The organism is Legionella adelaidensis (genome assembly GCF_900637865.1).
GTDB lineage: Bacteria > Pseudomonadota > Gammaproteobacteria > Legionellales > Legionellaceae > Legionella_A > Legionella_A adelaidensis.
In genome coordinates this window covers 281,183-293,816 of record NZ_LR134418.1, presented here as the reverse complement: position 1 = coordinate 293,816, position 12,634 = coordinate 281,183, and the positions used below count along the sequence as shown (strand labels likewise).

Below are 12,634 nucleotides of genomic sequence, written 5' to 3'. Positions count from 1 at the left end.
CCCCTATGGATTTCAAACTAGGACCTCATTAATTGATAAGCAATGTCAGTGTCTTCATAGTCACCCCCAACTCCCGCTCCTTCAACAGCCGCCAGTATTGAGGCGCGGGACGAAGTTCTGGACAATAAAGGACGCGTAGCAAATTCCTTATTTTCGTTGCTCAGGAGGCCTCTTTTATTTTCCTCTGTTCCTTCTTTAAGTCCTCCTAGTTGCGAAACAATTTTTGTTGTACTGGAAACAGGTAGCAACTCCACAGAACCCTCTTCTGTAATTTCTTCAATTTTAACGCGAGGGCGGGTATGCGTCCTGGCAGAAGTTACTAATAATATTTGTGTTCTCATGGACTCGAGCTCTTCAAGCGTCAAAGGATAGGAAGCCGTATCATCATTTAATTCGTGCGCCTCAATATAACCTTGTCTTAAATCACCTAGCGGATCTACAACGGCATACTTCAGGACATTTCCTTCCTCCACTTCAAATTTTACATAAATCACATTGGAGAGAAATTCTGTTGTAGAAGAGTCCCAGGATGCAAATTCGTAGCCTTTTAGCCAGGCAGTTTCTCTTCTATAAAAGCCCTTCTTGGTTGAAAAAATTCCCATAAAAATGCCTACGGGGGCAGCGCCTCCCATACATATGAACAATTGAAAAGGTAAGCCGAACTGGTCTTGGTAACTAATTAATACGGAAGCGAACAATCCAGTGAGGATGGAAAAGGAAAGAATACCATCGGTAATCCCGTTACTATAAATAATTAATTTTTCAATAGTGTCTTTTCTACGTTGAGGAGAAAACTTATTGGCAAGTGATAATGTAAGATGATAAGCGGCGGGTAGTAGGGTAAATAGTAAAAGCCATTTTTCATACACTTCAGGTAAATGATTATTACTTAACGCCATCCACCCGAGTTGTTGAAAGAATGATACCAGAAAAGTATAAGTAAGGAGCCGGAAATATCCCCATTTTCCTGCAAATGAAGCGGCGGGTAGTACAAACTCCCTGAAAGTAGCTCCTCCTTTTTCTTTAATTTTGAAAAATATCATTTTAATTTTTGCTGTTTTTGAATTCTCGTTAGATTCGATTGGATTAGCTCGAGAGCGTCTTTTGGATGCTAAATACTTTATAAAAGAGAGGCCCAGACTACCGCCAAAATTAGCAAACATCGCAGGACCGGGATTCGTACTGATCCCCACTATCCTATACCCTGTTCTGATGACAGTAATTAAAGGAGGAGCCATAGACCACATTTGTTGAAAATTTCTGGACAAAAGGGAAAGGAATCGTAAAACATCACGGGGATGACGGTGCCATAATTTTCCTACGAAAGCGGTTGCAATAAAAGGAATTAAATATGTCCAATAGGATGGCCCCATAGTATAACCAAAGCACAACGACACCCCTACCCCAAAGATAGCCGTACTTTTTGTTAGACCATCTTCAACTACTTTTCTTGTGTATTCTCCTACAATGTTAAAGCGGCTTCTGTCTTTTCGCGGTTTCTCTCGTATCTTTGGTAATTTACTCTTAACCCAATCGCGAGTTTTTGTGAATAAGTTGCCCAGCTTTGAGAAAAAACCGGGTTTTGGTGTGTCAATATCACTAGAAAGCATGTATACCTCTTATTTTAAAGATTTACTTTCGCGCATAATAGCAAAAAATTTAAACTTATTTAAAATTTACACTATATTAGATAGCTGGCTAAATGGAGAAACTAAAGGAGCGAGAATGAAAAGTAAGTTTTTTATAATTGGCATGGTGTTTTTGAGTTTTATAACAAGTGCTTGTGCAAATAAACCTAATGTATCTTTAAATCGTAATGATTATGTTTTATCTACTTTTAAGACTTCCGATGGCAGGATAGTACGGACTTTCGTCTTTAAGGAAGATTTAAAAGGCTTAAAAAAAGGTAATAAAATCGAATACTTTGGTCCATGGTGGAACAATTAAGCATTTGGCCAATTCATAGTACATCCTAAAGTAACCGCGGCTTGTTCGCGGTGATTTCCTTTTCCTTTACACCTATCAAGCTAATTAATATTCCCTTAATAAATAATTAATACAATGCTAATTAATAAGACAAGACGGGAATAAAAATGGCTAGAAGCATTGATTTGGGCTATTCAAATAATCGCTTTGGTTTTTTTCAAAAATCTTTTGAAAACCCAAGAGAAAAAATAGAAGAAGCGACAAAATCCAGTCGTGAACAAAGAGAAGCAAAAGAGCTTCTTCACAACGTTTTCCCCGACTTGGAAGCACTACTAAATAAAGAATAAGGACCCCGATGCAGGGGCCATTTTGCTCCCTTTATTGAATGGTGATACTTTCAATAATCACAGGCGTTATCGGTTTATCTTCAGCATCAGTAGGCACTTTACTAATCTTATCCGCCACGTCTTGCCCCGCAATTACTTGACCAAAAACATTATAGCTTCCTTGTAAGCTCGGCTGTGGAGCTACGGTAATAAAAAATTGGCTGCCATTTGTATTTGGTCCGGCATTTGCCATTGCTAAAACCCCAGGTTTGGCAAAACTGGCGTCTGTATTTTCATTATTAAACATATACCCGGGCCCTCCCGTTCCATTACCCAGCGGGTCGCCGCCTTGAATCATAAAGCCAGGGATTACACGATGAAAGGTTAACCCGTTATAAAAAGGGCGCTTAACCATTTTACCGGTTTTGGGATCTGTAAATTCTTTGGTTCCCATTGCCAGGCCCACAAAATTGGCTACTGTATTGGGTGCTGCCTGATCAAATAACTCACATGTAATATCACCTTCAGAGGTTTTAATAACCGCTGTTTTTGCGTGACTCAATGTACATCCTATGGTTAACAATAGGGTAGCAAGCAGGGTAGTTATTTTTCTCATTTAAGCTCCTGGGTAAATGGTTAGGAAAAAAGGATATTGCCGGCATCTGCGCCTGAATTAACACACCAATAAATATCTAGGGCATCTGAATGCTGTAATGGTTTAATCAAGCTGCCAACGATTCCTAAATTTTGTAAAGCAATTTTGTCTTTAGAGGAAAATAAACTGGTTACCACAAAAACCATTATTGAATTAAATTGAGGATTTTCACGTAGTGCTGTTAGAAACTCTATCCCATTCATTTTGGGTAATTTGATATCTAAAAGAATCGCTTTGGGAAAAGGGTCTAATTTCTTATGCCCATTTCGTCCATATAATTTATCCAAGGCTTCAATACCATTTTTTGCCGAATAAATAATAAAAGATCCGTTAATTTTATTAAATTCACGTTTTACACTTTCAAGATCAACAATATCGTCTTCTACGTATAAAATTGGAGTGTGGGTGGTGTCGAGCACAGTTTCTTCCTTAAACGGGGTATCCTTAAACCTAGAAAAAGCGTTAAAGCAAATTATAAGAATTTAAGTCTAAAAGTTCAAAAATTCAATAGATAACTATAAATACATGGAGGTATAGTGGCTATATGGAATTACTAAGTTAACGTATGTGCCATAATAGAAATAAAATATTTAATGGAGACTTAATGTCTAAAAAGCTATTGTTTTTGCTATTGTGCCTGGTTACGTGTTATTCCTTTGCTCAGACAGTACGCGAGGTAGGAATAGCTATTAATGTTAACAACGTTAATGCTATTTATCCTCAAGAAGAAGTGGCCGATTTGGAGTTATCCGTTCATATGCGCTGGCAGGCTGACTCTCCCAGTAACCATTCAGAATACTATCAGGGACCGGCTGTTGATGAAATTTTAAAAAAAATATGGTGGCCTTACTATCAAATTTTGGAATTGCGGGGAAAAATAAATCCTCAATTAAAATCTTTAACTATTTCCCCTACAGGTCAAGTAGATTACCTGGAAACCTTTAATATTCAGATTGAAACCCCCATGGATCTACACCAATTCCCTTTTGATAAGCAAATGATTCCTATCAGGATAACGCCTTTTGGATATTCTCCTTTTGAACAAAAATACTTTATTTTGTCTGAAAAAATCCAGAAATACGTTCATGATAATCTTGATGAGTGGCAAATTATTGGCGAAGAACATACTCTTGGGGACCGACAAAATAAACCTGTTTACAATTTAAATGTACAGTTTGAAAGAAGAAGTGGTTTTTATCTCTATAAAGTGATTATCCCATTATTAATTATCATTGCTATTAGCCATGGAGTTTTGTGGCTTCCTTATCAACCCGCGATCAACCGTTTATCCTTGGTTTTGACAGGATTGTTAACACTGGTCGCATTTCAATGGGCAGTATCGCGAGAAGTACCTTCTGTTTCCTACATTACTTTATTCCAGGCGTTTCTATTATTTACTTATTTTCTGGTTGGTAGTAAGGCCTTAATCATTGTTTTAGGAGAACTATGGGACAAAAAGTATTTAAAAAAGATAACAGATTTTGCCCGTTGGTTTTATCCCATTATGTTAATTTTAGGCCTGCTGATTATTGGTGTTGTTTATTTTGAATTATAAGGTATGAAAACATGAAAATGCCAACCAGATTGATTCCCTGTCACTAAGGGTGCCTTGAGTAGTGCAATTGCAGTAGGAGAGTGTTGGGCCAACTCATGGCTTTAAAACTATGAAATCTTTTTGGATTATTTTTTGAAAGTCTTCATTAATACGGCTCCAGTCTAGAATATCAACCCGAATAGGTAACTCAGAAGCTGAAAAAGCGTCTTTTAAATCACTTAATAAGTTTAAAGGTAAAGGTTTTACCGTTTTAATTACTAAATCTAAGTCCGAAAATTTTTTAGCAGTTTTATTAACACGTGAGCCAAAGGCCCAGACTGTATAGTTAGGAATATGTTGATTCAACAGCTGTAATATGAGTGCTAAATCAGCCGAAGATAAATCGAGGGTATTAGGTTTCATAGGAATTAGTTTGTAGTGTTCTTAATAATTCTTTAGCATCATGTAAAAAAAGAATAGCGACCTCATATACCTCTTGGGCAAGTTTTTCGTCATAAGCATGGAAAGTAACATTCCGTAACTTCCTATAGCGCATCCAAACAACAGGATTTTCAACATATCCTCGTTCAGCTGCGGTACGCATCATATCGTTAAAATTAAGTTGATCTACTTCTGAAGGGGTTGGCAAATCAAGTTCTAATTGTCTTTTAATCATTCTCCAGCATAGTTCATAAGAAAATTCAAAGCATTGAATTACAGAGTTACGAAATTGATTAAATAATTTTGAGTCTTTTTTTGCTAAATCAGAATTCGAAAAATCAATGGCTTCCTGTAATTGGGTGACAGCACTTTGTAAGGGTCTTAAATTCAAACTCACACTAAACTCTAATGTTTTAACGTGATTATATATTCATGGAAATTCTTGTAACTTACAACCGTTAATTCTTATAAACCTTTGCACCGGTTTATATCCTCCCATAATGAGGGAAATAGTATTTCTGCAAAGATAAGCGAGAATTTTTTAGTTCGCCTTCCCGTATGTAGAGGATATAAGTATGGTTAATTAATTAATACCAATGTAGATACTCACCTCATCCACGCCATCATACAATTCAAAATCACTTATGAAATTACGTTTATTCTGGTGATTCGTTTCAAAATAATTCCAAATATGTTTCCACGTTTCAATAACAGCAAGCGGCATGGGGCCTTTGCCGTGGAAAACGAGATAGTTTCCTGTATGAATTTTTATCGAGCTGGGGTATGAGTGGAGATTACTTTCTTGGGTGCCGACAGTAATGGTATAGAGGCCATTAGCATCGGACTGATAATCTGAATACACTCCAAATAAGCTTGTATTTGCAGCCAGGTTACTGGAATAAAGCTGTTGCCAAAGGGCGGGAATTTTAGCAGTTTTTTCCATGAATTCATCACTGTTTTTTGTCCTGGCACTAAATCCGGTAACGGTAAAACTTTCCACATATTTGAAGCTAGGCGGCGCAAGTGACATTTTTATTACTCCTCAAGTTACCAAAGCAATTGGTTTAATAATAGTAGTGGGCAGGGTCATTCTTTATTTTCAAGAGAAATCACCCGCAAGCGGTTACCGTCTGGATCAAGTGCGACAAAAGTATAGCCATACGGCACTCTATCTGGTGAGAAAATAATATGGATTCTTTTCTCTTGCCATTTGGCAAACAATTCATCAACTTCTTTATCACTATGGCGGATAAAAGCTAATTCACCATTACCGCTGGTGTTATGGGGAGAGGGTTCAACGGCATGTTTTGCTTTTAGACCAAGGCTCATTCCATTTGATAATCTAAAAGCATTAAATGTAGGCGAAGCCTCTTCTGGATTGGTACTCAATAGATCACGATAGAAATGGCTGCTTATGGCAAGATTCTCAACATAAAGAATAATGGCATTGGGTTCAAGGGACATATTTTTCTCCTTTAATAAAAGTTATTGGAGAGAGTTTACTCAAGAGGGATGTCAATTTTTGTCAGCAGTAAATGCTAATTTATTGTTCAGGAATATTGTGGATTTTACGCCATTTTTTAAGTAAAGCTTGACGGCGTATAGGATAACGTATTTGTAGTTGTGTTAGATTGGCAATTCTATCTGTACGAAAATGACGATAGTCTTCTCGTAATTCACACCAAGCAACTATTACATGTACTTCCTCAAAAAAACCCAGTGCCATGGGCCAGATAATTCGTTGTGACTCCTCATTTTTCACATCCATGTAAGTCATGTGCAACTTATTTTCTTTGCGAATGGCATGACGAATTACTATTTCTTTTTTGTCATCTTTCGCCACTACGGTATGCGCCGGACCAATAAATAGACCAGAAAATTCAAGCTGGCGGCGTAAATCTTCAGGCAAAACTGCGGATATTTTAGCTAATACATTGGCCGCAGCATGCCTTAGTTGCTGATCTGCTCTTCGCGCTACCCAGCGGGATCCAAGTACTAATGCTTCAATCTCTTCTTCAGAAAACATCAAAGGGGGTAACAGAAATCCAGGCTGCAAGACATACCCTATGCCAGGCTCTCCCTCTATTGAGGCGCCTTGTGCTTGTAAAGTGGCAACATCCCGATATAGAGTCCGCAGGCTTATTCCGAGTTCATCCGCTAATTTTTTTCCATTTACGGGGTTGCGGTGTCGACGAAGAATTTGTATGAGGTCAAAAAGACGTTGCGTTCTAGACAAAATGTTTCCCACAATTAATGATGCCATATTTTGGCAGTATTAAGTTAAAAAACCCAGGGGTCATTTAGCGTAAATACTTTAATTTATCTATACTAGTAAAATATAAGATCAATTTGGGCAATAAATGATTTCATTTATTCTGGAGCTGTTACAAAAATCACCTTCCTACGAGACGATAACCGAAGTTGATAGTTTTGTAAGATATTCAAGTAATCTTGCGCAAGAAACTATTCCTTCCGCAGTCGAGCCTCCTACAGATACCTCTTTCCAGAAATTGAATACGTCTAAAACAGGTGAAAGTCTATTAGAGGATCTGAAAGACATCCAGTCAAAAACATATGTTCTCACCAATGATGCTTTATATCTCTATGACCCTAAAGCAGACAAAAATAAGCTGCAGTTGATGACCACAGAAGCTCAAGCATTACAAAATTTGCGTATGAAACAGGATAAAGAAAATCTTTCTCAAATGGAATTAAATGAGATACAAAGTCAAATTACTGCTGCTAAGAACAGACAGGCCGCTGCCCCTTCCTTTTTGCAGCCTATGCCCTCACATACCCCTCCCTCTACCTCTCAATCCATTACTCATAGAGTGCAGGCTCAAGCAGCAATTGAGCAAAAAGAGCAAGGAAAGATTAATCAAATTTTTAGTAATTACGATAGAAAATTTAAAACAGATGCCGATAACTATCCCCCGGGGTTTGGTAAATGTACTATAGATGAAAAAAGCGGGGGAATTAATATGAAGTTTCCCTCACAGGATAAGGCAGTAGACTTTTTCATGGAGCAGGCAAAAGAGTCCGATTTTACACTAAAGGTAGGAGATCAGGTTGTTGCTGTTGCAAAAGATGGCCAGCTTTACCATCCTCCTGGGCCAGATGGGTCTCTTGTCCAGTTTAAATCGAATGATTCCTTCCTTTCTTCCAATACGGCACCAAAGGACTCACCTCAAAGTGCCCAACAAGAAGGGCAAAGGAATTCTGAAACAGAGCATGAGGAAGCCCAATCAACCAGGCCTGGGATGTAACACTCCTGTGTTAAAAAAAATTATTTGAATAGGGTAGGGCAAATATTAGGTAGTTTGTTTTAGGAATTGATTATTCTGTTCTTTCAAAATTAGTTTTAATATGTTGGCTAATATATGTACTTAAACCCAGGCCTTGTTGGGCTAGACCTTTCATCAAATTGACTTCGCGTACACCGGGTATTTTATATGTATAAACATAAATGAGGGAGGAAGTTTTAAATTTTACTTTAATATAGTCAAGGCCTATATCATAAGCTTCTACTCCAGAGTTCCCACTTTTATTAAGGTATTTTTCCATTTCAAGTTGATACTGTTGAATTAAGAGTAATTCTTGTTATTAAATAATTAAACATTATTTATATTTATAGTACAGTATGTGGTTGTTTTTGCAATTATTGCTGCAATCGAGTGATAAACGTTTACCCATATACTTCTCTTTTCGCTTTAAGAAAAAACAAAAATAAATTAGAATTTTAGGTTCACAGGTATACATAAATGGATTTTATATGCTTAAGAACACGTATTGGTTTCTATTTTCTTTTTTCAGTTTTTCTGTTGTCTTTGCGGATCCTCCTTCCAGTTACCTTCCTGTAGTCATTAAGGAAGACTTCAAAACAACGGTTGAGCGAATGAGTAAGGACAAACCTGCGATTAATCAACGTCAGCAGGAGCTCCTAAGTAAGCGTTACGATTTAAGTAATAAGCCTTCGAAGGATGCCACCATGACCAATGGTAAACCTCTCCAGGAGGGCGTGCGAGTCAAATTACCAGAAGGGATGACGTGGGAAAAGCTAAATGCCATGACTCCCGAGGAAATTAAAGAAAAAGGGTTGTTTCCCCAAGGATTTCTACCGCTTCCACACCCAAACCAGGCGGAGGGTGGTATGGTATTTCCTCAATTTGAAATTGATGAACTAAATAAACAAGAACAACGTGATCTGACGCGTTTTGATCTGGATTTTGATCTTCCCGAGCATTTTTTACCCGAGTTTCCTGCCCCCATTTTTTTAACTACACGTCCTGACTTAGGCGATGTATCCAAGGGGCAATTAATTACGCTAGCCAACTATTTTGAAATTTTCAATGGAATTTTAAATCCAAAACAATTGGAAGGGCTGCGTTTATTGCTTACTCCCTTTCCACAACAACAATTTAACCAAACTGATGATCGTCGTACTAAAGCTGCCAGCAGAGGGGTTGCTTGTTTTGATTGCCACACCAATGGTCATACCAATGCAGCTACCCATTTGGTTGGGGATATCAGGCCACAAGAGTTTCGTCACCGTTTAGATACTCCCAGTTTACGCGGGGTTAATATTCAACGTTTATTTGGTTCCCAGCGCGCATTAAAAACAGTAGAAGATTTCACCGAGTTTGAGCAAAGAGCTGCTTATTTTGATGGTGACCCAGTTATTGCTACTAAAAAAGGCGTTAATATTCTGGAAAGAGGAAGTCAAGTCCATTTTATGGCTGAATTCCAGGAATTGCTCGATTTCCCGCCAGCCCCAAAGCTTGGTTTAGACGGCAAATTAATTCCGGCAAAAGCAACGGAGTCGGAGTTGCGCGGACAGGAAATCTTCTTTGGTAAAGGTCAATGTGCAACCTGCCATGCTCCTCCCTATTATACGGACAACACAATGCATAATTTGCAAACAGAGCGCTTTTTTAATCCCCAAACTATTAATGGAATTAGAGCTGTAGGGGATGGTCCAATCAAAACGTTTCCATTACGCGGAATAAAAGATTCTCCTCCTTATTTGCATGATGAGCGGCTTCTAACTCTGGAAGATACCGTAGAATTTTTTAACCTGATCTTACAAACCAATTTAACTACTCAGGAAAAACAAGATTTAACAGCATTTATGAAAACACTCTAGGAGTTGTAAGGGTCTAACTTGTTAGACCCTTACGTTTTTATCTACTTGTTTGCATATTTTTAATAAAAGGTTAAACGGGGTTACAGAAGATTTAAATAAATTAAGAAATATATGAAAAAGCATCATCACTACTATTCTCACTTTCCTGCGACCCTTCAAAATAATCTCTCAAATTCATTTCAAACAGCATTCTTTCCATACCATCTAAACTATCAGTAATCTCTTCCCAATCAATATCCTCCCCAGTGTCTTCAATAAATCGAAATAATTTTTCTGGAATATGTGGAGCGAGTTGAATAATCAGATCATATAAATCATCACATGTGGCATAAGAATAAATTTCTTCATCTTTATTAAATAGTGCACGAAGTTCTTCTAAACGATACCCTCTGTCATCTATGGCTAACGTGACATTTCCACCAGCCATCCCTTCTAATTCTTCTGAGGAAAATAACAATAGAGTTGGCCAAAGCGTTTCGTCCATTTCTAATAAATCGACCCATGTCTCATGGGCTAATAATGCCAGCTTTTGCAAAGAGATAGTTTTGAAATCATCTATGGTAATAGTGTCGCCATCAAAAAAAGGAACAAAGTGCATAGCTAGCAGTTTAAGAAACTCATAAGAGCGTTTGCGAACCCATGTTATATCTTGATCGGGACAAGCTTCTTCGATTTTTTGTAAGTATTCCTCAGTTTTTTCTGCAAAAACTTGAAGTTTTTCCTCCAAATCACGTTTTCTTTGCCGATATATTGCAAGCGTTTTGATGTCTTCTTCTTTGTTGGTTCTTCCTACTTGCTTTTGGAGAACGGCAATTTGATTTTCCGTTTCCAGTAGTTTCTCAGAAAAAAATGCTTGTTTGGCATTCTCTGTATTCACAGATAAATCGATATTTTGCCGGCCATCACCTTCTGGATTTTCAATCATTAAATGGCAATCCTCTTTACGGCGATGGGGATCACTTCCGGCTACTGGCCTAAAAAAGGCTCTTTGCGATGTTGCACTGTATTCAAAAGGCAATCCCAAGGGATACTTACCTTCGATACGGTAAAAATCTTTAACTACTTTACCGAGTAGCATAATTTTATCCATATCGGAAGCTTTGCTGAAATCGTTAAGAAGTTTTTGGCGAAATCCACAAGCATTTAATTTCCGTAGCCTATGAATGAGGGAGAGTGCGATACCGGGGAGAATGTCTGGGCCGTAGAATATTTCTTCAGTAAATTTAATTGTCTCTTCACTGGTTGCTATGGTAGTGCCAAACGCTTTTTGCGTATCCTTTGTTCCTGCCTGATAAGTTGTAATGGGCGCTACACGATAGGTATACCGAATACCATCTGCGCTTTTATGCTTATGCGCTTTATTATGTACATCAGCGGGGGTTGCTTTAAAGAGTAGCCGCTTGCCTTCATATAAAGTTTGTTGCCGATTATGACTAGAAAAAGGAACTAATTGATCATGCAAAGAAACCCAGCCAATTTCTCTTAATAACGATAAGTCCGTGATTATTCGCGTATTGCCATAGCGCGTTTGATCGCTATTGACCCCATCCACGAAGCAGCGAAAAAATATAAAGCCGCCGTTACCCAGTTCTTGTAAATTGCCCGGAGTAGAAAAAGGAGAGCTATACTCTGGGCGATGGCGTTGGATTTCGGTAAGAGAATCAAGTCTGCCAGTTCTTGCAATATCTGAAAAATGGTTAGTACCATGTTGCAGTTTATAAGGAAGATTTAATAGTGCTCCAAATAAATCAATTTCGTCTGGTAATAACCCAAAGCTATTTCTTGCAGTTGCAGGAAGTTTCCCTGTAGTTATCAGCCTTTCTAAATCCACAGATAAGGCCTTTTTTATCGCGCGAAGATTTCTTTGGGACAATTTTTTAATCGGATTTAATGAAGGAATTTTAATTTGTTGCAAGTCTTTTTCAATTTGGGCGGGTTTTCTCCCGGATTTTTTAATTCTTTGAATATCCCTTCGCATTGAACGGACTTCATTATGCATTTTTGCGGCTAAATCGGCGTGGATATCTTCGGTACTTTTATGTAAGTACTCTGGAAATTCAGCTTTTTTATATTTAAGGCCTAAGTTGATAGCTGAATAAGCGCTTTTTACTTTGTAAGCTTGCTGGAACAGTGTCAATTTACTAATGACAGAAGCAGCCTGCTTTTGTTCGCTTAAGGGGGAGGACTGCTTGGCGGATGTTTTTGATTTACAGATATCATCAGCCCTGTGAAATAACGATACCAGTTGCGGGAAGTATTTTTCTCTCAGGCTAAGCAATCCACCAGCCTCGAGTAAATCGGAAATGTTATTATGTGACTGGAGTGTCTCTTGTAATGTCGTAATTTTTAAAATTAGTGCTTGCGCATCTTCAATACGCTCTTCAACTTCCGTAAAGTTCGAAGTTTCAATAGCTGCGATTTGACGGTCTAGAGATCTGATTTTCCGTTCCAGGCTTTCTACACTCATTGCGTGTTTTCGTAGCGAATCATTCAATGCCAGCTGTGTATTGAACTCCTGGATTATATTATCTAATTCGGTGTCTTGATTTTCATTATTTGATTTTGGCATGGCAAAGAGGTGTCTGAAAATAAGATATTATACAACATCC

At 38.0% G+C, this 12,634-nt stretch carries 15 protein-coding genes; 5 read left to right on the top strand and 10 right to left on the bottom strand.

Annotated elements, in window-relative coordinates; translation table 11 throughout:
- Positions 1-17: 17 nt before the first annotated feature.
- Positions 18-1,373: a hypothetical protein gene (locus tag EL206_RS02525; RefSeq protein ID WP_131739639.1), complete on the bottom strand. Its 1,356-nt coding sequence runs from the start codon at positions 1,371-1,373 to the stop codon at positions 18-20.
- Positions 1,374-1,545: 172 nt separating this feature from the next.
- On the opposite strand from EL206_RS02525, the gene EL206_RS02520 reads away from it, so the two are divergent.
- Together EL206_RS02520 and EL206_RS02515 are read left to right on the top strand one after the other, a co-directional pair.
- Complete coding sequence (locus EL206_RS02520; protein WP_131739641.1) at positions 1,546-1,947, top strand: hypothetical protein; 402 nt, start codon at positions 1,546-1,548, stop codon at positions 1,945-1,947.
- A gap of 146 nt (positions 1,948-2,093) precedes the next feature.
- Entirely contained in the window at positions 2,094-2,273 is a 180-nt protein-coding gene (locus EL206_RS02515; RefSeq protein ID WP_058461975.1) for a hypothetical protein, read from the top strand.
- 31 nt (positions 2,274-2,304) lie between these two features.
- On the opposite strand, the gene EL206_RS02510 is transcribed toward EL206_RS02515, so the two are convergent.
- The gene (locus EL206_RS02510) at positions 2,305-2,868 is read right to left on the bottom strand and encodes a peptidylprolyl isomerase (protein ID WP_058461974.1); all 564 of its coding nucleotides are present in this window, start codon (positions 2,866-2,868) and stop codon (positions 2,305-2,307) included.
- A gap of 20 nt (positions 2,869-2,888) precedes the next feature.
- Positions 2,889-3,326, bottom strand: a complete 438-nt coding sequence (locus EL206_RS02505) for a response regulator (RefSeq protein ID WP_058461973.1) — start codon at positions 3,324-3,326, stop codon at positions 2,889-2,891.
- Positions 3,327-3,511: 185 nt separating this feature from the next.
- On the opposite strand from EL206_RS02505, the gene EL206_RS02500 reads away from it, so the two are divergent.
- Positions 3,512-4,462, top strand: a complete 951-nt coding sequence (locus EL206_RS02500; protein WP_058461972.1) for a hypothetical protein — start codon at positions 3,512-3,514, stop codon at positions 4,460-4,462.
- 93 nt (positions 4,463-4,555) lie between these two features.
- Here EL206_RS02500 and EL206_RS02495 read toward each other — a convergent pair whose 3' ends face one another.
- The 5 genes from EL206_RS02495 to EL206_RS02475 all read right to left on the bottom strand — a co-directional run bounded on the left by EL206_RS02495 (position 4,556) and on the right by EL206_RS02475 (position 7,118).
- A complete protein-coding gene (locus EL206_RS02495; RefSeq protein ID WP_058461971.1) occupies positions 4,556-4,864 on the bottom strand; it encodes a nucleotidyltransferase family protein in 309 nt (102 codons plus the stop codon).
- Positions 4,854-5,279, bottom strand: a complete 426-nt coding sequence (locus tag EL206_RS02490) for an HI0074 family nucleotidyltransferase substrate-binding subunit (RefSeq protein WP_058461970.1) — start codon at positions 5,277-5,279, stop codon at positions 4,854-4,856. The genes EL206_RS02495 and EL206_RS02490 overlap by 11 nt, the downstream gene beginning before the upstream one ends.
- A 186-nt stretch (positions 5,280-5,465) precedes the next feature.
- On the bottom strand, positions 5,466-5,912 hold the full coding sequence (locus EL206_RS02485) for a GyrI-like domain-containing protein (protein WP_058461969.1): 447 nt from the start codon (positions 5,910-5,912) through the stop codon (positions 5,466-5,468).
- A gap of 56 nt (positions 5,913-5,968) precedes the next feature.
- Positions 5,969-6,346: a VOC family protein gene (locus tag EL206_RS02480; protein WP_058461968.1), complete on the bottom strand. Its 378-nt coding sequence runs from the start codon at positions 6,344-6,346 to the stop codon at positions 5,969-5,971.
- A gap of 79 nt (positions 6,347-6,425) precedes the next feature.
- On the bottom strand, positions 6,426-7,118 hold the full coding sequence (locus tag EL206_RS02475) for a helix-turn-helix transcriptional regulator (protein ID WP_058462382.1): 693 nt from the start codon (positions 7,116-7,118) through the stop codon (positions 6,426-6,428).
- Positions 7,119-7,242: 124 nt separating this feature from the next.
- Between EL206_RS02475 and EL206_RS02470 the strand changes: the two genes are divergently transcribed.
- Positions 7,243-8,148: a hypothetical protein gene (locus tag EL206_RS02470; protein WP_058461967.1), complete on the top strand. Its 906-nt coding sequence runs from the start codon at positions 7,243-7,245 to the stop codon at positions 8,146-8,148.
- A 70-nt stretch (positions 8,149-8,218) separates the two neighbouring features.
- On the opposite strand, the gene EL206_RS02465 is transcribed toward EL206_RS02470, so the two are convergent.
- Positions 8,219-8,446, bottom strand: coding sequence for a hypothetical protein (locus EL206_RS02465; RefSeq protein ID WP_058461966.1), 228 nt, complete (start codon positions 8,444-8,446; stop codon positions 8,219-8,221).
- A 208-nt stretch (positions 8,447-8,654) separates the two neighbouring features.
- On the opposite strand from EL206_RS02465, the gene EL206_RS02460 reads away from it, so the two are divergent.
- Positions 8,655-10,025 carry a hypothetical protein gene (locus EL206_RS02460; RefSeq protein WP_058461965.1) on the top strand — a complete coding sequence of 457 codons (1,371 nt, stop codon included), beginning with the start codon at positions 8,655-8,657 and terminating at the stop codon, positions 10,023-10,025.
- A 100-nt stretch (positions 10,026-10,125) separates the two neighbouring features.
- On the opposite strand, the gene EL206_RS02455 is transcribed toward EL206_RS02460, so the two are convergent.
- The gene (locus EL206_RS02455) at positions 10,126-12,594 is read right to left on the bottom strand and encodes a hypothetical protein (RefSeq protein ID WP_058461964.1); all 2,469 of its coding nucleotides are present in this window, start codon (positions 12,592-12,594) and stop codon (positions 10,126-10,128) included.
- Positions 12,595-12,634: the final 40 nt, after the last annotated feature.